Origin of the sequence: Pedobacter sp. AK013 (assembly GCF_014205835.1) — a bacterium.
In the GTDB taxonomy this organism is placed as follows: Bacteria; Bacteroidota; Bacteroidia; order Sphingobacteriales; family Sphingobacteriaceae; genus Pedobacter.
This window is the reverse complement of sequence record NZ_JACHCQ010000007.1, coordinates 79,087-102,937: the sequence shown is the minus strand read 5'-3', so window position 1 is coordinate 102,937 and position 23,851 is coordinate 79,087. Positions and strand designations below refer to the sequence as shown.

At 38.8% G+C, this 23,851-nt stretch carries 22 protein-coding genes and 1 tRNA gene; 8 read left to right on the top strand and 15 right to left on the bottom strand.

The window, feature by feature from the left end; all coding sequences use genetic code 11:
* Positions 1-222: 222 nt before the first annotated feature.
* A complete protein-coding gene (locus HDC90_RS06990; RefSeq protein ID WP_184465244.1) occupies positions 223-897 on the bottom strand; it encodes a LytTR family DNA-binding domain-containing protein in 675 nt (224 codons plus the stop codon).
* Positions 894-1,949: a histidine kinase gene (locus HDC90_RS25700; protein ID WP_184465241.1), complete on the bottom strand. Its 1,056-nt coding sequence runs from the start codon at positions 1,947-1,949 to the stop codon at positions 894-896. Before HDC90_RS25700 ends, HDC90_RS06990 begins: the two co-directional genes overlap by 4 nt.
* Before the next feature lie 171 nt (positions 1,950-2,120).
* On the opposite strand from HDC90_RS25700, the gene HDC90_RS06980 reads away from it, so the two are divergent.
* On the top strand, positions 2,121-3,419 hold the full coding sequence (locus HDC90_RS06980) for an erythromycin esterase family protein (RefSeq protein WP_184465239.1): 1,299 nt from the start codon (positions 2,121-2,123) through the stop codon (positions 3,417-3,419).
* Between the two features lie 42 nt (positions 3,420-3,461).
* Here HDC90_RS06980 and HDC90_RS06975 read toward each other — a convergent pair whose 3' ends face one another.
* The 3 genes from HDC90_RS06975 to HDC90_RS06965 form a co-directional block, all read right to left on the bottom strand.
* Positions 3,462-3,713: a hypothetical protein gene (locus tag HDC90_RS06975; RefSeq protein ID WP_184465237.1), complete on the bottom strand. Its 252-nt coding sequence runs from the start codon at positions 3,711-3,713 to the stop codon at positions 3,462-3,464.
* 146 nt (positions 3,714-3,859) lie between these two features.
* Positions 3,860-4,369 carry a GNAT family N-acetyltransferase gene (locus HDC90_RS06970; RefSeq protein ID WP_184465235.1) on the bottom strand — a complete coding sequence of 170 codons (510 nt, stop codon included), beginning with the start codon at positions 4,367-4,369 and terminating at the stop codon, positions 3,860-3,862.
* Between the two features lie 240 nt (positions 4,370-4,609).
* The gene (locus HDC90_RS06965; RefSeq protein ID WP_184465233.1) at positions 4,610-5,170 is read right to left on the bottom strand and encodes a Crp/Fnr family transcriptional regulator; all 561 of its coding nucleotides are present in this window, start codon (positions 5,168-5,170) and stop codon (positions 4,610-4,612) included.
* Positions 5,171-5,283: 113 nt separating this feature from the next.
* Here HDC90_RS06965 and HDC90_RS06960 point away from each other — a divergent pair, with 113 nt between their 5' ends.
* The 6 genes from HDC90_RS06960 (at position 5,284) to HDC90_RS25475 (ending at position 8,142) form a co-directional block, all read left to right on the top strand.
* Positions 5,284-5,616 (top strand): hypothetical protein, encoded by a 333-nt coding sequence (locus HDC90_RS06960; RefSeq protein WP_184465230.1) that lies wholly within the window; start codon positions 5,284-5,286, stop codon positions 5,614-5,616.
* A 142-nt stretch (positions 5,617-5,758) separates the two neighbouring features.
* Positions 5,759-6,331: a dihydrofolate reductase family protein gene (locus HDC90_RS06955; protein WP_184465228.1), complete on the top strand. Its 573-nt coding sequence runs from the start codon at positions 5,759-5,761 to the stop codon at positions 6,329-6,331.
* Between the two features lie 413 nt (positions 6,332-6,744).
* A complete protein-coding gene (locus HDC90_RS06950; protein WP_184465226.1) occupies positions 6,745-7,272 on the top strand; it encodes an NADPH-dependent FMN reductase in 528 nt (175 codons plus the stop codon).
* A complete protein-coding gene (locus HDC90_RS06945; protein ID WP_184465224.1) occupies positions 7,273-7,494 on the top strand; it encodes a (4Fe-4S)-binding protein in 222 nt (73 codons plus the stop codon). It begins immediately after the preceding gene.
* Positions 7,491-7,889, top strand: coding sequence for an OsmC family protein (locus HDC90_RS06940; protein ID WP_184465221.1), 399 nt, complete (start codon positions 7,491-7,493; stop codon positions 7,887-7,889). The genes HDC90_RS06945 and HDC90_RS06940 overlap by 4 nt, the downstream gene beginning before the upstream one ends.
* A 118-nt stretch (positions 7,890-8,007) precedes the next feature.
* On the top strand, positions 8,008-8,142 hold the full coding sequence (locus HDC90_RS25475; protein WP_255497522.1) for a hypothetical protein: 135 nt from the start codon (positions 8,008-8,010) through the stop codon (positions 8,140-8,142).
* A 627-nt stretch (positions 8,143-8,769) separates the two neighbouring features.
* Here HDC90_RS25475 and treF read toward each other — a convergent pair.
* From treF to HDC90_RS06895, 9 genes are all read right to left on the bottom strand, one after another.
* Positions 8,770-10,329 (bottom strand): alpha,alpha-trehalase TreF, encoded by a 1,560-nt coding sequence (gene treF / locus HDC90_RS06935; RefSeq protein WP_184465219.1) that lies wholly within the window; start codon positions 10,327-10,329, stop codon positions 8,770-8,772.
* A 215-nt stretch (positions 10,330-10,544) separates the two neighbouring features.
* A complete protein-coding gene (locus HDC90_RS06930; protein WP_184465217.1) occupies positions 10,545-13,424 on the bottom strand; it encodes a TonB-dependent receptor in 2,880 nt (959 codons plus the stop codon).
* Positions 13,425-13,468: 44 nt separating this feature from the next.
* Positions 13,469-14,749 (bottom strand): serine hydrolase, encoded by a 1,281-nt coding sequence (locus HDC90_RS06925; RefSeq protein ID WP_184465215.1) that lies wholly within the window; start codon positions 14,747-14,749, stop codon positions 13,469-13,471.
* A gap of 24 nt (positions 14,750-14,773) precedes the next feature.
* Positions 14,774-15,781: an alpha/beta hydrolase gene (locus HDC90_RS06920; RefSeq protein WP_184465213.1), complete on the bottom strand. Its 1,008-nt coding sequence runs from the start codon at positions 15,779-15,781 to the stop codon at positions 14,774-14,776.
* Positions 15,782-15,797: 16 nt separating this feature from the next.
* Positions 15,798-16,655 carry an alpha/beta hydrolase gene (locus HDC90_RS06915; RefSeq protein ID WP_184465211.1) on the bottom strand — a complete coding sequence of 286 codons (858 nt, stop codon included), beginning with the start codon at positions 16,653-16,655 and terminating at the stop codon, positions 15,798-15,800.
* Between the two features lie 29 nt (positions 16,656-16,684).
* Positions 16,685-18,235: a long-chain fatty acid--CoA ligase gene (locus HDC90_RS06910; protein WP_184465209.1), complete on the bottom strand. Its 1,551-nt coding sequence runs from the start codon at positions 18,233-18,235 to the stop codon at positions 16,685-16,687.
* A 136-nt stretch (positions 18,236-18,371) separates the two neighbouring features.
* Positions 18,372-19,259, bottom strand: coding sequence for a helix-turn-helix transcriptional regulator (locus HDC90_RS06905; protein WP_184465207.1), 888 nt, complete (start codon positions 19,257-19,259; stop codon positions 18,372-18,374).
* Between the two features lie 735 nt (positions 19,260-19,994).
* A complete protein-coding gene (locus HDC90_RS06900; protein ID WP_184465206.1) occupies positions 19,995-20,522 on the bottom strand; it encodes a hypothetical protein in 528 nt (175 codons plus the stop codon).
* Positions 20,519-21,787, bottom strand: a complete 1,269-nt coding sequence (locus tag HDC90_RS06895) for a hypothetical protein (RefSeq protein WP_184465204.1) — start codon at positions 21,785-21,787, stop codon at positions 20,519-20,521. Before HDC90_RS06895 ends, HDC90_RS06900 begins: the two co-directional genes overlap by 4 nt.
* Positions 21,788-22,241: 454 nt before the next feature.
* Between HDC90_RS06895 and HDC90_RS06890 the strand changes: the two genes are divergently transcribed.
* Complete coding sequence (locus HDC90_RS06890) at positions 22,242-22,742, top strand: DJ-1/PfpI family protein (RefSeq protein WP_184465202.1); 501 nt, start codon at positions 22,242-22,244, stop codon at positions 22,740-22,742.
* 161 nt (positions 22,743-22,903) lie between these two features.
* On the opposite strand, the gene HDC90_RS06885 is transcribed toward HDC90_RS06890, so the two are convergent.
* Positions 22,904-22,977: transfer RNA gene (locus HDC90_RS06885), tRNA-Met, on the bottom strand.
* Positions 22,978-23,851: the final 874 nt, after the last annotated feature.

Below are 23,851 nucleotides of genomic sequence, written 5' to 3'. Positions count from 1 at the left end.
TTTAATTGATTTGGTCTGTTTTCAATAAAAAACGCATTTATTGCTTTCCTGTTTGATGTGTAAAAACAAACCTTACTATTAATTATCCGTACAATTTCCCCATGAATAATATTTTAATATTTATGGGGAAATCTACTATAACAAAAAGCATACTTTCTTTGATATTAAAAATGTGCGTTTATTTTTGCAATGCTGGTTGGTCTTTCATTTTCTAATCCCGAACTAAGCCCCTAACTTCTCCATCAGCTGCTTTTTATAAGCTTGCCCGATGGGAATAAATTGCTGGTCGTTGAGGACTAGATTGTCTTGTACTATGCGGGCAACAACTAATTTATTAACTAGGTAAGAACGGTGCGATTGGATAAAATATTTTTGGTTCAATTTCTCTAAAATTCCCTTCAGCGTATGGTAGAGTAAATGTGTTTCGGTAGTCGTGATGATTTTTATATAGTCCTTGTGTCCCTCAATTAATTTGATGTCTTGTTGTTTGATCGTGAGATAACCGTTTTTTGTCCTGATTACCAGCTGATCTTCAAAAGTGTTTGGTTCACTTCTTGGTTGAAGCTTATCGATAGCTTTCATAAATCTCTCATACGAAAAAGGCTTCAAAAGATAATCCATCACGCCCAGCTCGAAACCTTCGAAAGCGTAATCTTTAAAGGCAGTTGTGAAAATGGTACTGGGCTTATGTTTTAGCGCTTTTAGAAAGCTAACGCCGTTAATGAGCGGCATTTCGATATCCAAAAAAAGCAGATCGATTTGATGGTTCCCCAAATATTCAAATGCTTCCACTGCATTTCTGAACTGCGCTACAAGCGTTATTCCCGGAGTTTGCGCGATATAATGTTTCAGCACATCATGTGCAAAGGGCTCATCATCTAAAATTACGCACTTCATTTCAAGGTTATGCTTAGGTTTACTTTATAAATACCGTTCAATTCCTGTATCTGGAGGTTGTGTTTGCCTTGGTAATAGAGCGCTAGTCTTTTTCTGATGTTAACTAATCCTATACCTCCCCGGCTATTTTTTAAGGGCTGGGACGGCAACATCTCATTTTCTATTTTGAAGAACAATACCTGTTGATCCACCATTAACTCGGCTGTAACACCAGCGTTATTTTCCAGTTTGTGCCTGCCGTGCTTAAACGCATTTTCTATCAAAGGCAAAAATAAGAGTGGTGGCATTTTTACAGCAGGTATGGTTTCTGGGACGTTAAAGCGGATTGAAGCGTCTGGAAATTTTTTCTGCTCAATCTCAAAATATCCCTTTAAGAAATTAACTTCTTCGCTTAGCGGTACCTCTTCCTGGCTACAATCATACAAAATATACTGCATCATTTGCGACAGCAATAAAATAAACCTAGAGGTATCTTTAGATTGTATTAGGCTCATGCCATATAAACTGTTCAGCGTATTGAATAGAAAATGAGGCTGGAGCTGACCCTTTAACAAGTCTAACTGGAGCTTCAAATGGTCGGTTTCTACCTTGTGCCGCATCACTTCATTTTGGTAGGAGAACCTCGAAAAGGCGATGCTTAAAAAGGCAATTGTATCAGTCATGATCAGGTTCCAATCTGAAAAGAAACCATTGTACTGGCGATCGAAATAAGCGTACACCGGACTACCGTAGGTGAACTGCTTGAAAATCCATGACAGGAACATGTTAACGTATGGTGTCATAAATATGAAGTATACTACAGTGATCAATATAACGGCAATATATTTTTGTAGGTGCAACAGTTTTGGAATTGCCCACCGGTAATAGGGGATAATTGGTAATGTACTGCAAATTCCAAACAGGCAGATCATTGGATAGGGAAAATCGTTCCCAGGAATTCGCTGTAATCCCGAATTTTCGATCAGGTACGAATACTTGTATAATGCGACATAAAATACCCAGATCAGGATTTCGAATATAGTCGAGAAGTTGAAGGCTGTTCTTTTGATCACCTTTCAAAAGTCGCTAAAATAGTTGAAATAGTTTTTCTCCTCCGATAAACCTCTAGTTTTGCACGACGAATAGAAGCGTATGTTGATTTATCGTGCAGGGAAGGCCTGTTGTCGAATTTTTTTTATGCCACCGGCTAATGTTCATTCCTTTGCTTCGTAAAACAATACATGATGAAACCCATTACCCTGATAACCATTTGCCTGGCAATCCTCTTTCAGTTCAACAGTCAGATCGTTTTCGCTCAGCAAAAAGATGCGGTTGCGAAATTGAGCGCTGCCCCAAAAAAATCACTGAAGCGCGTCTCTCTTGAAAACTATGAAAAATTTAAAGCCTCAGTTAAACCGTTAATTGCCGAAATGGGAGAGAAGCAGATTGTAGGTCTTGGGGAAGGAACCCACGGAACGGCAGAATTTTATAAACTCAGGTATTACATCAGCAGGATATTGATCGAAGAAAAAGGATTTAATCATGTTGCCTTCGAGAACGATGTTACCGAGATGTGGTTAATGAACCAGCAGTTAAACCAAACTATTGATGTTACTGCATTAATGAGAAAATACATGATTGGAATCTGGCAGAACAAAGAAACCAAGGAACTGCTGGATTGGATCAGGACATATAATAAAAGTCACAAAAAAAAGGTTTCGGTAAACGGTATAGACTTTCCGGTTCAAAAACCTGATATTGATATGATTACACTTTTGCTTAAAAAAGCAGGTATTAACAGTTTCCAAAAAGAGATTGAGCGCTTGGGTGCCGCTGCCAACCTTCAGGACGGGGCCTGGTTTGGCATGAACCAAAAAGATTTTAGGGTAGATTGGAAGTTATTGGAAAAACGTTGTGGCCAGGGTTACTTCACCGCCGATTCTTTGGAACAGCAAGTTAGAAAAATAGAAATGGAAGCAAGTCTTAAATCCGATCTTCTATTGGCGATTACCAATCTTAAACAGGGATTTGAACCGTTTAAGCCGAAATCTAAATATGTATCGAGAGATAGCATAATGGCCCATAATACCGCTTTGATTATAAAAGGCAAGGAAGATAAAGTAATTATTTGGGCACACAATGCCCACCTTGGGAAAAAAGAGATTTACGACAACTCTGTTGGCGGCACGGGAAAATACCTTTTAAAACTATTTCCTAACAACTATTTCGTACTGGGTACAGGAACTGCGATTGGCGAATTTGGGGCAACAACCGATGCCCGCGCTGTAAATACCACTGTGATGCTGCCCTATAAACTAGAGGAGCCAATTAAGGGTTCCTGGGAAGAATTACTGGCTACACTGACCAAAACGAATGTATATTTCTTTACCAAAGCCTTTAATCCAAATAACCTGGTTAAGCCACAGCGATTTGTAGGCTATGGTACAAAAAGCGGTGTGAGTTTATATGATAAGGTGAATTTAGCCGAGTTATATGACGCTTTTCTTTTCATTAAAGAAAGCCATGCACCGACGGTGCTTTGATTTTTTTTGGATAGGTAATGATTTAATTCTAAAATAGAAAAGCTAGCGTCTCCAATGTAAAGAATAAATCTTTTCTGACAGTCGGCTGATCACCTTTAACGCACGCAACAGATAGCCTGTGGTTGTTAAACGCATGAAGATAAGATCGCCTGTCTTGTTGTGACTGTGGATAGCACCATCTGTTTTACCTGTGAAATCCATAGATGCAGGACCCTGGTCCTGGCTTTCTTCGTAATTATAAGTATTAGTCGAAAACTCATAAGCATACGTGGCTTCTTTTGTCGAATCTATCATGACTCAGTCTTTAAGCAGGTCGAAACGATCCCTGAAGTCTTCATTCTGCCCCAGGGAATTAGCATTAGAACATGGATCGACTGGTGGATTTTCCGGATTGTCAGGCTTAGTGAAATCCGGGTTGCACAGATAGAAATTGGCCGGATCTAAACCAGGATCATTTCTTCACCGATCGATAAATCATAACGTTGCTCATTCACCAGTATTCCTAAAGCTTTAGATAATTTTTCTTCTGTAAGTTTAAAGCCATGCCTGGTATATAAGGAAATGGCAGTATCCAAGCCCTGGAAAGTCCACAAATAAGAAGATCGGTAGCCTTTTTCTTTGAAAAAATCCATATAAAGCTGCATGAGTTTTTTACCCAGGCCAAGGCCTCTGTATTCAGCGTCGATATAAAAAAAACGGAGCTGCGAAGCATTATTTTCGCGGTGCATAAGTAAAATGAAGCCAATGATTTTTGTCTCGTGCTCACAAACCCAAACCCCGTCTTTTTCAGGGTTATAGCTCTCACAAAATTCATGCATGCCGGCAAAAGCATAAGATTCAAACTCAATCCCCATGCTGTGTTCTTGCTGATACAGCAGCGTTTGTTTGTAGATCACATACGATAAATCTCCTGGCCTTAGCTCGGTTCTGATATTGATTTCATCTAACATTCTGTTTGTATTATTTATAACCTAATCCTCAATAGCATTTAGCGGGAGCCACTTTGATTGATATTGTAGCTACAGGAATATACGATAAGCGGCCATTTCAGCAGGCCTGTGGTACTTGGCTTCTTCGATATATTTTTGCGTTGGCTTTTTATCATGTCGCAACATTTTAAATAAGTCATAAATAAGCTTTTCCTCCAAGCTTATAGGTTTACGATTGAAAATTTACTTAAAACGCCATTTCTATTTTGCAGCTCTTATTACACTTAATGTTTGCTGCGTAATGCCCAGGTATGAGGCAATATGCCCTAATGGAACACGCAATAAAATGTTTGGCGTGGTATTTAGTAAATCTTTGTACCGCTGATCTGCCGAATGGAACTGTAAAGAATAAATCTTTTCTGACAGCCGGCTGATCACCTTTAACGCAACCAATAGCCTGTGGTTGTTAAATGCAGGGGAGGCATTACATAATGCATCCAATTGCGCGTAAGAAATAGTCCGCACGCTCGACTGCTCTATAATCTCCAATCCATAAGGATGCGCACGATTAAAAAAAATGCTTTCAAAAGCCACTATAAAACTATCTTCATCAAAGAAGGTATGCGTAATGTCTTTTTCTTCTTTGTAATAAAAAGCTCTTACCAGCCCTTTTTCAATAAAATATACCTGCTTAGAAAAGTTTCCCGGCCGTTCCAACAATACATTTCTCGCACACTCCGTTTTCGAAAATGACCTGTCTATGCGTTCCACTTCACCAGGGGAAAGTTTTGCTGCTGTGCTTAAATATTTTATCAATTCCATCCCAAGCTGCTCTGGTTAAAGCAAATCTATCAATCATTTTTTAAGATATATTAAAAACACTGCAGATTTTTTGAATTTACTTTGCGGTATCAAAATCATTAAAATAATAGATCATGAAGAAAGTATTATGTTGCCTTGTAGCGATGTTTATAACAGCTATTGGCTTTGCCCAATCTGCCAATGATAATTTTGCAGGCAAATGGAAAACAGATGAAGGTGCCATTATCACCATTTCCAATAGTAACGTAAAATTTTTAGGTGTTGATCCCAAGGGCCGTCCAACGCTTTATAATGTACGTTTTGAAAAAAACGAATGGAAGGGCACTGTAGAAAACCACGAAACCAGCCAGAAAGGCAACTGTGAAATTTATCTGCAGGGCAATAAGCTGAAAATTGTAGCACATAAAGGCATTTTTTCAAAAACCATGTACTGGGTAAAACAGTAAACACGAAAATTATTTATTTTAATTAAATTTATTTATCTGTAATTCAATAGATATGAATATCAAACAACTTAAATAGTGTGGCTTCGGGTCAAATATTTAACATCAGTAACAAATCATAAACAACAATAAAAAATAGAATTGTATGAGGAAAATAATTTCATTTATGCACATATCGCTTGACGGTTTTGTGGCAGGACCAAACGGAGAAATGAATTGGATTAACGTTGATGAAGAAATTTTTGACCATGTTGGCAAACGGATAAGCGAAACCGACAATGCATTATATGGACGAGTTACTTATCAGATGATGGAGGCTTACTGGCCAAACGCAGGAGATAAGCCGAACGCATCCCAACACGACATCAATCACTCAAAGTGGTATAACAAGGCTCACAAATTTGTTTTATCAAAAACAATGAACAGTGCAGGTTTAACGAATACAACTATTATCGGTGATAACCTTTCCAGCGAAATAAATAAAATAAAACAAGGGGCAGGGAGTGAGATACTGGTTTTCGGTAGCCCGACAGCAACATATTCACTTATTCAACAGAACTTAATTGACGGGTACTGGTTATTTGTTAATCCAATTATTCTTGGACAGGGCATCCCATTGTTTATAGACATCAAAGACAAAATAAATTTAAAACTCTTAGCTACCCGGCAATTTACTTCCGGGGTAACTGAACTAAATTACACCCTTTTAAAGAAATAATCTAACAATACTTCATGCCTAATATGACAAAATAAGATAGATGGATGTTACAAGTCTTGCCTGAAAAGTTTAAAACAGGTTTACGAAAGCGCTAATTTTTTTATAAATACAAGCGCATTAGAACGGTGTTTCAACATGATTTCACCTTTAAAAATATAGGGTTTTGAACACCTGTGACGAATTTGTCTTATACATTATAATTCGATATTTTTATGCTGGCAAAATATCATACATCAATGTAAAGTACCTTTGGGATACCTAATTTTGAATAAATTATGAATAGAAAAGATATGAAAACAGAATTTGAATCTGATGTTTTGCTTTCATGAAAAAATATCAGGAATGGAAAGCCATCGTTGATGAAAAATTTCCAGGATACATCAACTTTAAACCTCAAAGAACTTAAAACTGTTATGAAAATATTTGCATTTGCGGGAAGTAATTCCTCCACATCAATCAATAGGCAATTGGTACGATTTGTTCTGAAAAGCTTTCCTAATGAGGAAGTAAACCTCATTGATCTCAACGATTACCTAATGCCACTTTTTTCTGTTGATCTTGAAAAACAGGGATTTCCGCAGGAAGCGCATCAATTCCTTTCGAATATTGAAGAAGCTGATGTTATTATCTGTTCTTTGGCAGAGAACAACCGCTCTTATTCCGCTGCTTTCAAAAATATTTTTGATTGGACCTCCAGAATTAATGTCAAAGTTTTTCAAAATAAACCAATGCTGCTCATGAGTACTTCGCCCGGAGGTTTTGGTGGTGGAAACGTAATGGCAGAGGCGTCAAAGTTCTTTCCGCAGTTCGGGGCAGACATCAAAGAAACTTTTTCTCTTCCAAAGTTTTATGAAAATTTTGATCTTGAAAATGGTATTATCAACCCAGAACTCTTAAGTGACATTAATAGTAAAATTGAAAACTTTAAAAATCAAATCTAAATGGATATCCACGAGTACGACACCGGAGAAATAACCATTATATGGAAGCCAAAGGTTTGCATACACTCGGCTATTTGTGTAAAAATGCTGCCCAAAGTTTATAATCCTAAAGAAAGGCCATGGATTAAACCAGAAAATGGAACTACTGAGGAACTTAAAAATCAAATTGAACACTGCCCATCAGGTGCTTTGAGTTATAAGTTAAATTTCAAAAACAAATGAGCGTTAAAGTAAAAGCGAGCCTTGGAACCGAAAAATACTATACAGAAGTTATAGCCGGAGAAAACAAGATCATTACCGATGAGCCCATTGAACAAGGAGGAGGAAACAAGGGTTTCAACCCTTTTGAGATTTTGGCTACCTCACTGGCAAGCTGTACTGCAGCGACATTACGGATGTATATCGACAGAAAAGGTTGGAATATACCATTGATCAATGTCGAGGTAGAACTTAAGAATTATCCCCAGATACCAAAAACTCAATTTGGTAGAACAATTGATTTTGGAGCAGATCAGCTAAATGAAGAGATTAAAGACAAACTTTTAAAGATTGCTAACACCTGCCCCATCCACAAAATGCTGACCAATAATATTGAAATGTTAACCAAAATACCATAAAATAATAGGAGTAAATCAAAATAACGCAGAAAGACATCGAGAATTCGAAGCAGTTTTGGATAAAAAGAAAGCTGGATACTATCTGGTCTTAGCGTCTCGCTAAGGCTAAACCAAAATAATGATCAATATATCTAAAACAAAAAAAAGACCATCTTTCGATGAGCTTTTATCAGTAGCCTTGGAGAATGGATTCACGAACGAATTTGTAGAAGATTTGCGCCGTTTAGCTAGGTTGGACAAACTTCAGGAATAATTCGTATATGTTTCGCTTATGGATTTTGGAGGTCGAACTACGTAGATAAAAGTTCTTTTTAAGCTTTTTTTGGCAGATTGAAAATACTTGTAAAAAGACATCGAACGGTTTGCAAGGAGCGTCGCCAAAAATGTGCATAGGCCTGATGTACATTTTTCGGTCGTTCAAAATCCCGACAAAACTATTCTACTGACCTGAGTTGCGATACCTTTTCCATATATCTGCATAATACTGTTCATACTCTGCATATACAACTGACAGCTTAGTGGGCATTATTTGGACTATTGAAGCCATTTTATTCGCATTTTTACCTAATAGTAATGCCTCGCAATACGAAACATTTAAGACATTATTTAAGGATTCACTCATAAAATCAATCCTCGATTCAACGAAATCTAAACATCAGGTTATTTCTGGGATATTGTTATCCACTATCAGATTATTAGTGTACCCCGCACTTCCATACGCATATGTGCAATCGATCTGTAAGGATAAAGGTCGCGATGCAGTATTGATTTATCGCTTTCGCCAATGCGGTGCCTTCATCGTTCATTCACAGGTAAGAATATCCTCCACGAGGCAGGTGATACCGCGGCACTGTTCAATTTACTTTTCTCCGGAAGGAAATTATTTGGCACTTACTTTTAGCAATTTTAATAAAACTCCATTTGTCCACCCAAAACCATCCTGCAAGGGATATTCTCCTCCTGCACCTAAAGTTTCGGAGGCTGAGGCATTATATTTTTCCATTAGTTTTCCGGTTTTTTCAAATACCCTTACATTCAGGCTAATCCATCGGTTTGAAACTGTATCTGCCAGCTTATTGTAACCATAATTTTTCATACCAGCAATACTGATCCATTGCAATGGTGCCCATGCATTTGGGGCATCCCACTGTTCTCCAGACTGGTTTAAAGTTGTGATAAGCCCACCTTTTTTTAGAAAATCTGCCTGAATTTTTTCTGCAACTTTAGCCGCCTGAAGGTTGGTCGCTATTTTGAAAAACAAAGGTGATGTAGCCACTAGCGTAAGCTGCCTAGATGGTTGTTGCTTTTTCCAGTTGTAATCGGTAAAAAAATTTAAGGAAGGATTCCAGCAATATTTCAATATGGCCTGTTTCCTTTTTAAAGCTTTAGTTGAAAATAACTGAGCTTTTCTTGCATTGCCTTTTTGTATATAAGCGGTCGCAATTACATTTTCTAAATTATAAAGCAAACCATTTAAATCAACAGGAATTAAGTCGGTGGTAATAATTTGTCCGAAGCTTTTACCGTCGGCAAACCATCGGGTGCTAAAATCCCAACCCGATTCGGCAGCAGCGCGCACGTTCCGATAAAAATCCGGCTTTGCCTGCATCGTTTTCTCGGCAGACTTTAAATCCTCCGCAAAAGATTCTTCTCTTGGTACCACCCCCGAATCATAATATCGGTTCAGCACCGTTCCGTCTTTCAGTTTTACTACGTGGTTTAGTGCTTTTCCCGCGGGCAAATGTTCAGCACCTTTCATCCAGAAAGCATACTCTTTTTCTAAAACATCGCCATAATCACTAACTTTAACCGAGGGATCGCTCTCCGCAAGTAACTGAACCATTAAGGAAAAAAAGGGCGGTTGCGACCTGGTTAAATAATAAGTCCGGTTTCCGTTTGGAATGAAGCCATAACGGCGGATCAGCCAGGCAAAATTATCAACCATATTTTTAATTAATAGCTTTTTACCTGCCTCTTTCAAGCCGAGCATGGTAAAGTAAGAATCCCAGTAATAAATTTCTCTAAACCGGCCTCCAGGCACTATATAGGCATAGGGCAACGGAATGAGCGAAGTCTGGTGCTCCGGAATTATATCCGGATTTCTTTTAAGTACCGTCCACAAAGTATCTAAATGTTTCTCTAAACCTGCAGCAACATCAGATACATAAGCTACATTATGATTTTCGGGTGATGTAAAATGCTCGGCTACAAATTGCTTAAGGTTAAATGCTGGTGTGTTTTTTTGAGATTGATAGGTTTTCATAATCTCGGCGGCAGATTTTTTAGGCATTGCATCCACAAAAGTTTTTCCATCCGGATAAATTCCTCCGAGTTGTACCTGCTCAAAAAGTCCGGGATAAAGTTCGCGGGGACTTAAATTGTTTTGTGCTGAAACAGAGAAATAAAGTAAAAACAGAATTGGAAACAGAATTTTTTTCATAGCAGAATCTTATTTATGGTTGTATTTCTATATGTTGATCACATCAAAACTTCAGTGAACCAGCTTAATGAAATGCAGTGTATACTCTGGCCGGTATTTGTTGGTAAATATACACTGTTATGGTGTTTTAGCACAGGTAATGCCTAATAAAACGTATTTACAGTGGTGGCGGACTAAAAAATAAACCCTGCATAATGGCTGCAGGGTCTATTGAATTAAAATTTATAGGACGCTGTTAGAAAATAAGCCCTTGGGGGTATCGAAACTGTAGAATAGGGGGCATTGTTTTGTACTGCCTGATTGTACAGCGTTTGAGTGAAAGCATTATTGCCCTCCAAACCTTCTAATATTCCGCCTGGTCTAACCCAACTCATCGCACCATATTTATTGAATAAATTATTGATGTTGGCACTTAATTGCAGTTTTTTATTGATGTCATAACCTGCCCCAAAATCGAACTGGGAAAAGCCTGGTAAGCTAAATACATTTGCTGCGTTGGCTTGTCTTTTACCCAGATAAGACCAGGTTAAAAAAGTATAAAACTTACCGGCGGTGTACGTTGGCGTCAGGTTTAAAATGGTTCGGGCATTGTTGTCTGTTTCGTTTCCAGAATAGGAAATTTTAGTGTCGTCGGCCGGACCAGGGGCATTCGCTACCCAGGCTTCAAATTCGGCGATCTTAGAGCGCTGAAGAGTGGCCACTCCTCTAACACTAAAATGGGTATCAATCTTATAATCTGCTTCTATTTCTACACCCAAAGTTCTATACTTACCGTAAAGCGTTGGCGGAACATAAAAACCTCCGCCAACTGCCCCGAACATTTGCCCGTTTGGCACACCACTTAAGATACTATAAAACGGGGTAACAAACAAGTTAAGTCCTTTAGTTCTGGCCTTTAGTCCAACCTCTACTTGCCTGGTGGTACGTTCCATTGGATTCAGAAGTCCAATGGTTTCAGGTCTGTTGGCTGCAAAATACACATCCATATCCGGCGCTTTTTTACCTTGTGAATATCTGCCATAAATAGCCATGTTATCATTGAATTTATAATTTAAGGCCCCTGAGAAAGAAAACGTATGGAGGGTTTTATCGAAATTTACGGTCGTAATCTTATCAACGGTATTGTTATCGTAAAAAGTTTTAGGGTCACCATCAACACCTCCCTGTACGCCTGTTTTCATATAAACCCGCTCATTATATCCACTAACATTTACATTCTCGTAACGAAGTCCCCAGTCAAACGTTAGTTTTTCGCTGATGTTCCAGGTATGGCCAAAAAACAAAGCGGCCTGTTTTTGTTTTGAATTAAAGGTTAAGGATGCTCCATTGTCGCCATTTGCCTGGGCAATGCCGTCCTTATTGGTCACCTGATGAAGACCTGAAGTTCCACCTAATGTTATACCTGTGAAGGTTAAAGAAACCAATTGCGGCCGGTTTTGTATAGTACCTAGTGCTACTCCGTCTAACCCAGAATAACGGTGGATATCAGAGTAACCAAAATAACCGCCAATAGTGAAATTCATGTTTTTAGTGCTCTTGTTTAAAGAGAATTGATCTATAAATTCTTTAACATTGTTTTTATACGCTCCGAAAGTGGTTAAAAACAATGAATTTGGTCTCAATTGCTGTCCCGGTAATTCATTTTTAGTAACCGTATAAACAGGTAGTCCACCAGCTCCCAATGCTGAGTTTACACTCATCAATTCTTTACCCGATTGTGCATCCTTAAAAGAATAAGTGCCAATACCCAGTCCGGTGTTGCCGGTTAATAAAAAGTAAGTGGTTAAGTCTGTTGCGCTCATTGCTGAAACTGCGCCGGGCGTATTGTATAAAATGGTATTGCTGGAGTACCTCGCCGAATTATTCAATGACCAGCCGCTGCCTAAATCCTGCTGCCAGTTTATACCACCAGAACGGTAAGTGTTTTTTACCTGATTACTTGGATTAAAATTCATGCTTCCACCGTAAATAAAATCCTGAGATTTATAATTGACATTAGGCATTAAAACCGTCGAATTGATATCAAAGCCTATTGCTGGTTTAGGATTATCGAAACCGGTAGTTGGAATAAACTGTGCATAACCGTTTCTATCGTTTAAATATTTACCAAAGAATTTTAACGAACCGGTTTTATATTTTTTAACAATATTGGCTTTCACTTGTCCGCCATTATTCATTGGATAACCGGCATATCTGCCACCCTGATCGTAACGATAAAAGCCTCCGATATTATAGAACCAGTTCCCTCCGAGAGGGCCACCCAAATTTAAATCTGCCCTGGAGTATCCTCTGCCATTAATACCCACAAGGCCAAGTTTAGTTCTGATTTCGCCTTCAAAATTATCTCCTCCGGTTTTCGAAACATAATTGAAAATTCCGCCTGGCGCATTGGCCGCAGTAATCGATGCAGTTCCGCCCCGAACGGCCTCTAATCGTCCTAATGTAGCATCTGGGCGCAGAAAGAAATCAGGCCCATAGCCATAATAAGTGGTGTTGGTAATGGGTAGTCCATCTTCCTGCATCGAAACGTATTCGTACCCAAAACTTCCGTCCTGGGTACCTACAGTAATTCCACGACTGGCAACACTGTTCCTGATTTCTCCTACCGACGAATTGACAAATACCCCAGGTACATTTTTTAACAGATCAGCCGCACTAGCCGAAACAATCCGTTCCATCTGTACCGCATTCAGGGTGGTTATGGCAACAGATGCATCCATACGCTTGCGTTTATCAAACGTTCCGGTTACAATAATCTCATCCATTTTGTTGTTTTCTTCAATCAGTACAATACTTATCGGTTTATTAGTTGTAGCCGTTATCTCTTTGCTCTGGTAACCTACATAAGATACCTGCAGTGTTACCGTAGCTACCTTTACATCCGGTATTTTAAAAGCACCGTTTGCGTCGGTAGAAGTTACCCGGTTGGTATTTTTTATTTTTACACTTGCACCGGGCACGGCGTTGCCATTGTTGTCGGTAACTTTTCCGGTTATATTGCCGGTTTGTGCATAGGCCAGGTTGGAAACGAATGGCCACAGCAAGAGCAGCAAAATGCACCTTTTGGTCCATTTAGTAAGTAAATTTTTTCTCATGATTATTGTTATTTGGTTAGTTCTCTGCTTGGTTAAGTTTAACTTTATTGAAGTGCCTGGTACACCAGCACCTTAAATTTATCGCTCAATTCGCTGTGCTTAAATGGCCATTGCTGTAAAAACAATAAGCCCGAGAGCTTTTCTTTCGGATCTGCCCAATAACTTGTTCCAAAAAAGCCGCCCCAGGAAAAGCTGCCTTCTGACAAGCCTAATTTTGCATTTCCCTTATTTGTTGTAATCTGAAAACCCAAACCGAACTTGTCGTCGCCGAAAGGTATATCTCCAATTTGATTTTTGGTTACAATTTCTACGGTATGCCTTGATAAGATTCTATTCCCGTTATATTCGCCTCCATTTAAGTACATCTGTAAAAAAATAGCATAATCTTTAATGGTCGATACCAGCCCTGCGCCTCCTGCAAAGTATCCGTTATTGTTAATTGGATAATCAATAGTGCTTCCTGGAAAGGTATTATCTTTCCATAAAACAGGCTTATTGGTCTCTTTATCTTCAGTGTATACCTTTACAAGGCGTGATTTCTTGTTTGCTGGCAAATTGAAATAGGTATCCTCCATACCTAGTGGTTTAAAAATTCGCTTCTGCAAAAAGACATCCAAACTAAGGCCTGAAACCACCTCTATTAAACGGCCCAGAACGTCAACGCTTAAGCTATAGGTAAAACGTTCTCCGGGGTTTTGAATTAATGGCAGGGTACCCAGCTTATCAATGGCATCTGCAAGCAATTGTTTATGCGTTGAAAAGCCCGCCTGAATACCAGCTTTTGCATAAATGGCTTGCATTTTCGGTGATCCAATCTGCGCATAATCTATGCCTGATGTGTGTGTTAGTAAATCCTTGATCGTAATTTCTCTTTTCGCAGGTAGGGTGGTGTAGCTGCTGTCTTTTTCGTTAAAAGTATCGAGAACTTTTGGCCTGGCAAAGCTTGGGATATACTTTGAAATGGGGTCGTCCAATAAAATTTTGCCCTCCTCAAAAAGGATCATCACCGCAGTGCTGGTAATGGCTTTAGTTTGCGAAGCAATACGAAAAATTGCATCCTTTTGAAGCGGAGTGTTTTTATTTACATCGTCTATTCCAAATGATTTGTAATAAACAATTTTGCCGTTGCGCACTACCAGTCCAACCGCACCCTTAATCCAGTTACTGTCTACATAGCTTTCAATTACCTGGTCTATCCGGTTTAAACGGTCAGCAGAAAAACCATTTGCAGCAGGATCTGCTGGCTGTAATAAAATATTCTGGGCAAATAAGCCTGGCTGGGCGACTAACAGCAGCAAGAGGAAATTAAAGAATTTAGCTTTCATATCTTTTTGTTTTCCAGTGATCGGTTATTTATAATATTGATGCATAAAATCATATACTTCAGGAAATACTTTATCGGGCAACAAGCCATGTGGGTAACCTGGGAAGTTATGAAGTTCTACAGGAATGCCTGCAGCAATCAGATTCTGCCCATAAACCAGTCCGCCGTCCCTTAACGGATCAACGCCGCAGGTAGCGATATAGGTAGGGGGCAAACCTTCAAAACTTTTTGCTAGCCCTGGCAGCGCATTTACCGGGATTTTTCTTTGGTACTCATCACCCAGGTACATTTTTAGTAAAACGGGAATGTCAGCCCCTTTCACCCCTGGAATGTTCCATAATTCGCGAACAGAGATGCGATTAGTGTCCACATCAGCAGGTGGGAAAAACAAAACCTGAAAATCTATTTTCGGCCCTTTTTTGTCCCTGTTTACCAAAACCATGCTTCCCGCTATTCCCGCTCCGGCACTACCGCCTCCCAGGCCAATATGGTCGGCATCACCACCAATTTCTGCGGCATGTTTTTTACTCCATAAAAATGTGGCGTATGCATCGTTTACCCCAGCGGGGAATTTGTTTTCGGGTGCCAAACGGTAATCTACAGATATGACCACTACACCAGCCCTTACCGCAATATTTGCACAGTTTTGATGATCCCAGTTTAAACTCCCATATACAAAACCTCCGCCATGAAACCATAAAAATATGGGTGCTTTACCTGGTTTTTTAGGCTTATAAATACGGATGGGAATTTCTGGATCACCTTGGTTTAAACCTGGGATTTGTAAATAGCTGACAGTTAAGCTGTCTTCGTTGCTTAATTTCGGAATCGCAGATGATGCTTGTTTTTTTCTCTCTGATTTTATATTCTCATAATCAAGTTTTGTAATCGGAGCAAAGGCCAATAAACTATATTTTGAAATTAGTCTTTTACTAACTTCTGCTGGCGTTAATGGCTTAATCTCTTTAGTAGTTTGCGCCTTTAGCGAGCAGGCGAAAAAAAATGCAAAGCCCGTTAGAATTATCTTTTTCATATTGTCTTTATCTTAATTACTGACCATTTTGAATAATCCAGTTTATCGCCTCCCGGTAAACCAATTGCCTGGTTGCGGCGTCTTTAAGGTTTAGATCGTGGCCGGCACCTTTTATGCTCACCAGTTTATGTTTAATCTGCTGTTTATTGAGTGCATCGCTTAATTGCTGCGACTGCGAAAAATCAACTATCGGATCTGCTGTACCGTGGATAATTAAAACAGGAATGTTTTTAATGTGGGTGATGGGACTTGATTTAGCAAATTCCGGATCGATTGCCACCCCTTTTTGATATGTTTTCCCGGTCATTTTCTGAATAACATCCATTAAACCTACTTTGCTGGCATAATTTAATATCGTCGTGTCCGTGAAATTGGTTGGTCCGCAAAATTCTACAACAGCGTTTATCTTTTTTGATGTGGTATACGCATATAAAAGTGCTAAGTGCGCGCCCGAACTCACGCCAGCCATGACATATCCTTTATTCTTAATGTTCCATTCTTTGGCATGCCCAGCGCAATAATTTAGTGCTGAATTTACATCCTCAAGCATTTGAGGATAATGAATCTCTGTGTTGTTCGCATATCGGTGGTTTATACTTGCAGAGGCAATTCCGTTTTTTAGTAAAGAATCCTGATAATCTCTTACATACTCTTTTCCAGCCATAGTCCAGGCGCCGCCATGAATAAGGATAACAAAAGGCGTCTTAGCACCGCGTTTTGCAGGAAGATAAACGTCCATCACGTTTCTGGCTTTATCGCCATAACGAATGTCACTATATTTTTTTTCCAGGGCATTTCCTTTTAGCCCTTTTACCGGCGCACAGCCATACAAAAAGGAGGAAATGATTAATAATAGTATCGATTTTCTGATCATATTTTTTGTTAAAAAAGATTAATATCTAATTACAGACTGGTTTTTTCTCTCAAAACTTTTTTTAAAATTTTTCCGGTTGCCGAAAGGGGTAGGTTTTCTACAAACTCAATTTTGCGGGGATATTTATATGCCGCCATGTGTGCTTTCGCCCAAGAAATAATTTCTAGCGGATCGGCATCGTATTTATCTTTGAGCACAACAAAGGCTTTCACTTCTTCTCCCATTCGTTCGTCGGGAACGCCAATCACCGCTACTAAAGAGATGGAAGGATGTTTCATCATAACTTCTTCCACCTCACGTGGAAAAACCTTCATTCCGCCCCGTATAATCATATCCTTGGTACGGTCAACAATATAATAAAACCCTTCTTCATCCACCACCGCAACATCACCAGAATGCATCCAGCCTGCTCTTAGTACCTCAGCTGTTTGTTCCGGTCTTTCAAAATAACCCTTCATTACATTGTGACCTCTGTAAATCAGTTCTCCTTTTTCTCCTGCAGGCAATTCTTTTCCGGTTTCGTCGATAATTTTAACTTCCACCCCCCAAACTGCGGTACCGATAGATCCGGGCTTACAGCCCTGGCGAAGATCATTGAAAGTGACAATCGGAGAGCCTTCGCTCATTCCATAGCCTTCTAAAACAGGCACATTAAACCGGGTTTCAAAATCCTGCAGAACTTTTAAGGGAAGCGATGCTCCGCCGGAAATGCACAGGCGCAGGTTTTTCCTGATGCAATCATCTGCAATGTTTTCATGGTTAAAATTGATAAGTGCCCAGTACATGGTGGGCACGCCTGCAAAAATGCTGATGTGGAAGGTATCAATGAATTCCAGAACCGTCTTGGGATCAAAACGTAGCAGCAGAATATTGTGGGTGCCACGGTAAATCCCGGCGTTCATTAAAACTGTCATCCCAAAGATATGGAAGAGCGGGAGCACGACCAATTGTTTATCCTGATGAGTTGTACTGAATAAATCAGTTGCCAAAACAGCATTGCAGAACAAATTTAAATGGCTTAGCTGAGCGCCTTTTGACTGCCCTGTTGTACCTGATGTATAAATTAATAAAGCTACATCATCAGCTAAAGTTTCGGCTGTTTCAAAGGTTGAGGGTTGATGGGCTATTAAATCATTAAAACTATTAACGGCGTAAGCTTCTTTTTTTGCCTCTGGATTGATCTGACAGAAATACTGGCAGAGGGGAGCCTTGTAAAAGGCTTGAAACCCATAATCCCCGATTGGTAAATCTTCCGACCCCGAAAAGCAAAAGTAGACCTTGGCTTTACTATCATTGAGGTGGTAGGTAATTTCATCAGCCTTTAACAAAATGTTAAAAGGAACAATAATGGCACCCGTTTTTAAAACCCCATAATAAATAGCCGCAAATTCAGGAATGTTTGGGCAGGACATGGCTACTTTATCGCCTGGTACAATACCAATGCTTTTCAATCCGTTAGCTACCCGGTTAGCCAGCTGGTTTAGCCCTGCATAACTTATAGTTCGCCCTTCAGCACTTATAGCAGGTTGATGGGCAAAACGTTTTGCACTATCCTCGAGGATTAAAGACAAATTAAACATTGAAAAGATATTTGGTTAGTTCAGGATCAGATCCTGAATTTTTATTTTACTAAGCATAAAGTTATATGCAAGGGTATTATAAAAAATATCCAATCGGGAATAATTTGATACGAAAAGGGAATAGTTTTTCAGGTATTTAGGTTAACCTGTCGTTTAAAGGTGAAACGCCAAAATAACGTTGATATAAACCTGCAAAATGGCCTCGGTTTGCATAGCCCAGCCTTGTGCTGATTTCGCCAATAGGCAGGTCTGTATCTTTGAGCAGCTTTTGGGCAAAATCCATGCGCTGTTTAATGATGTATTGCCTAATGGGCAGGCCGAAAGCTTTTTTAAATTCACGTTTTAGGTCACATTCATTCAAGCCCACCTTTCTACTGATGTATTTTATGGATGGGCTTTCGCAGGGATTTTCATCCAGGAGTTGTTTCGCGTTCGATATGCACGAAAAATGGCGGTCTGAAATGCTTTCGAAGTGTTTTTCCAGGTTATTGGTTTGCAGAAAATCCATCCAGAAGTAAATAAATTCGAGCATTTTACTTTCCAATAAGAGTGCATTCGATATTTGTCCGGCCTGGATCTCAAAAAGTTGTTTTTGTAAATTGATGATGTTCCTGTTGAAGCAATATTTCTCAAAACGATCTGACAGTTGATTTTTTTCCAGTTTCAGATACTTTCCCGGTATAAAAAAGCGAAATCCATCCACTTCTGTAATCTCCCATTCAAATTTTTTATCGCCTTCTATCGATGCCGAATGAATTTGTCCGTCGCTACTCAACCTGAAATCTATTAATCCCTTTTGCCCAACCGGATCATGTGAAAGAAAGGTAGAATCCTCATTAAACTTCCATTTACCCCTGAAAAAATGAATATCTTCTCTCATGAATAACTGTAATGATCCAACTCCTGCCTGTTCGGGCAAGGCTAAATAATTAGAATTCCAGCCCTGTTGAATGTCGAAATCGTAATGATTTACGAGCGTATTAGCAAAACTTACTGGATTGATATAGGGTAATTTAAGTTCCATTGCTGGAAAATTTAAATGTGAAAATATATTACTATGCTAACATACGAAATTTTGGTATCAGTTACAATGTCCTCAATGTCAACGGCTATAGCGAAAATTCGCGTAAAGGCATAGCTTGGATGTTTGTGCTAACTTTCCGCCGGCCAGGAGCTTTTTTATAAATAGCGTATGCTAATTATTAACCTCTAACTGCAGCCGTTGACGCAGCTAGAGGTATTTATGAAAAAATGAATTGTATTTTAGCTATTCTTCAGCTAGGTCGAGCTTCAATATGTCGACCTTTTATGAACATTGCGAAGCAGTAGTCAATTTTGAGAAAGTATTAAAGAAGCTGGAACCTCTATTTTAGCTACTCGCTTCCGTGTCAGAATCCACGGTAATCCTTATCGCGCCAGATCATTCCTCACTGGCGTAAGTCTCAGTGCATAGGGGCAGGATGATTTGCGCATTTTACGAGATTTAACTGGGAAGTTTTTCTTAAACAAATAATGCATTAATTTTTAACGGAAAGTACAAGTCTGGCCCTTGCTTTAGGCCGGAGCGCTAAAACTTGCGCCAGAAAGGTAACAACCATAATATTGAATAATACGGATAACCGTAAAAATAAGTGTTGAAGACGATTTATAGCATTGAATTTATTGAAAAACCATTTATACTGTCATATTTACCGTCAAAGTAACACTCTTTATAGCTTTCTTCATTTTTAAAGTCACGTTATCGCTTCCTTCTCAGTAGTTAATCGAAAAAGGGTACATAATGAGCTGTATGGATCCAAACACCGTTTTTATTTTCAAAGAAAAAGAAAACAGTTCCCTGTGATATGTTATTGATAGTTCTACTATATACCACAAATGCCTTGGTGCCTTCTGGTGAAAACTGTACCGTACTAAATCGGAGGTCTTCGGCTTTAAGTTTATTGCCGATAGTTTTCTTTTCGTTTACGGCTTTGGGAAGCGAAAATTGTTTCCACTCTTTAGAATATGAATCCGATTTTATCTGCTTCAAATAATTCCATTTCCCCTCTATCAATAAAGATAATGAGTCACTACTTTTTTTATTTTTATCACTGGTCAAGTATCGATCAAGATTTGATAAAAGTTGCTCGCTAATTAAAACGGATTTGGGGCGGACTTCTTTTTCACATACAATATCAATAATTTTATTTATAATAATGCCATCATCTTTTAATTCATTTGAAGTCTGCGTCGCTGTACAATAAAAATTCCCTATTATCGTCAAGCTAAGGATTAGATTTTTCATCATGGTTGACAGTCGTTTTTTCCTGTTGAGCCAGATTGGTTTTTATATTCCCTCTCTGAATTAGTTTTGGATCTTGCAGCATTAGGCGCATCAAGCCCTGAAGTCTGCTGTAAGCTTCCCCAGAAAATATCACGGCAATATACTTCAAGTGATATAGATGGGTCAGGCGAAGTTGTTATACCTTTAGAATTTGCTACACCAAGTAATATAAGGGCCATAGAATTCACATAGGTTTCCCCCATCTGCCAATGCTGCATAAATCCCAGTTCCGGGTAATTATAAGGATGGGCAGTTCCATCTTCCTGGTCAAACAGATACCTGTTAAGATCACTAAATGCCATAGCTTCCTCGCCGGTAAGATTATTGGCACCCCAAACAAAATAAGAATGCATCATTTCATGAATTAGGGACGCAGTGACCGCTAGGTCTGATGCTTCATTTAGGGTAAGGGTGTTTAGCTTAATGCTACCTGTAATAGGATTAGTTTCTCCATGTGTTTCCCTTACTGAGGTTGTTCCATCAGGATTGGTGATGGTTTGGTACGGGATAGTCTTTTCTCCTAAGGTTATCGATATGTTTGTATTATTAGCTAAAGCTAATACAGCATTTTGTGCTTTTGTATGATCGTTATCTACCCGTTTCAAGAGATTTGCCATTGTAACAGAGATTTGAGCTGCGTTAACTACGGCATTTTTTATGCTTTCTAGACATGGACGTGTGTTTGGATCAATTGTTATTGTAGGCCGAAGTGGAACCTGAAGAAATCCACCATTTCCACCTGTCCCAGATCCGCCTTCAATACCTCCGCCTGAATAACCTCCAGGGTCAAAAATATCTCCATTACAACTACTGGAAACTGGATCGGTCATGATGCCAGTTGGTTGGAAAGTTAAATTATAGGTTTGAGCTAAACTAACTGCGCTTTGCTCAAAAGTCAAATTAGCGTTTAAAGCTTCCTGCTTTGTATCGAATTGTGTATTGACAAGGACACCCCCCGCATTGTTTATCTGTGATAACACCATATCAAAGTAAGGATTGCTAGGTGCCCCCTCTAAAAATCCATTAACGCCAGCAATCCAATATTTACATGGTTTGGATAAATTTTGAGCTAACATTTGTGATTTTGATGGTAGAGAAGAATGTTTTATCGAAGCATTACCAATTTTAATTTCTTCACGTACAGTGCTTTCTTTTTTACAACCTGAAAGAAATGTGGCCAAACAACATACTAAGATTATTAGGTAACATTTAATAGAGTTTATATTCATTGTGTTTAGAGCGTTAATTTATAGACAGATAAACGAAGATAATTCCATAATTCAGAAAAACAAAATTAATTAGATAATTATGTCTACTTAGCTAGATTTATTCAGAATTACGTTTGCAAAATGTAGAACCTGAAAGGTAATTTGTGGTTTTTACCGGAACCGATCGCCAGCACCAGGGATTTTTGATCTAATGAATTTGCAATGGGCAAGAAAAGAAGATCTCAATTTCAAAAAAAGCTCCCTCGCTGGCGCATGCATATCGCGTGTGCATGTTTGCCAGATCGGAAACGTTATAATTGCGTTAACGGTACTGTAAAAAAAGCCTTAACTTTTGAAGCTAAAGAATTGATAGTCAATTAGTTTCTTCAGGATTTTTCTAAAACTTCAAGTATGTGGCCGAAATTGTATAATTTATGTCCTTTCAGACGGTTTTTTGTTTCTGTAATTTTGAGATATGGAACACAATGAAATCCCAAAAAAGCGCTTGATCGTTATCATCGCTATGACAGGTAATATGTTGCTTGATTTCGCAGGCCCTGCAGATGTCTTCAATAATGCTAACACTTTTCTGGAAAGCTCCGATATCCGGACTGGTTATGACGTCAGGGTAGTTGCACCTTCTGCAGATAGGAATTTGAAAACCAATTTAGGAATAAGCATTGCATGCAAGCAATGCGCTGGTGATATCGAAACTCCGATAGATACCTTGATAATTGCTGGCAACGATTTTAGGGAAAGCAATCAAAATGCGCTAACAGCATTTTATAGGTGGCTCACATTTAGAGATGAAAGCAATACCAGGCGAATTGCATCAGTATGCGGTGGGGCTTTTGTATTAGCAAAAGCCAGGATATTAAATGGGCGTAAAGCTACTACACATTGGGAGTTAAGTGAAAAGCTGAGTAAGGAATATCCTGATATCGATGTTGTCAATTGTGCATTTAGGGCATTTTAATCTTTCTTGCTAAAAAACACTAGAGAATGAAATAAAATTTCTCATTTGCAGAGCAGAGGTAATTTTCAGAGTAAGGAAAAGATTTTAGGGGGTAGAATGGAATGCAGCAAAAGTGCCCTTCAAACAAAGAAAAGCCCATCTTTCGATGAGCTTTTAATCAGTAGCGGGGAGCAGGATCGAACTGCCGACCTCAGGGTTATGAATCCTGCGCTCTAACCATCTGAGCTACCCCGCCGGGTTAATATTTACTCAATAACGTAAATATCGATGTGGTTATTTTTAAGAGCTGCAAATATAGAATAAATATACATTCTATTAAAAAGAAATGTGAAAAATACTTTAAAGTGCTATTGCTCAGTAAATTTGATTGTTTTTGATGGGCTGTAATCGTTGTTTTGGTCACTAATAGCGCCTGTTTTTAGAAATATGTAACAGATGGAAGTGCTGTATTTCTGGGGCTTAAACATGGGTGGCTATTGTAATGGTGTCATTGAGCCTGTTATTTGCGCTATATATTGATGATATTTCAGTTTATTAAAAGAACAAGTTTATTGGGGCGCTATACCTGTTGGAGTGACCAAGTTAACCCCAGGGTAACTTTTTCTTTAGCCAATATTCACCAAATCTTTACCTTTTAGGTAATAAATGAGGTAACGCCAGGGTAAAGAATTGGTAAGCAAAGGGTTAACCTGGGGTTAACTTGGTGTACAGAACAGGTAAGCAAAAGGTACAGAAAGGGTAAAGAATAGGTAGAGAAGGGTAAACATGGGGGTAGAGAATGGTAAACTCTTATACTGGAATAGGTTTACATTTTGTTCTATACTGAAAGTAGTGAACAGATTTTAACAATTACCTGCCTTTCTTAACCATATAAGATTTATATAAGCTCAATCGAAAACTTAAATGGACTAAAATTCCTTATATGGTAAAAGACCTATACGTCTGCTTTTTACATAACAGATTTTAACAATTATCTGTCTTTCTTAACCATATAAGATTCATATAGGCTCAACAGAAAACTTAAATGGACTAAAATTCCTTATATGGTAAAAGACCTATACGTCTGCTTTTTACATAACAGATTTTAACAATTATCTGTCTTTCTTAAC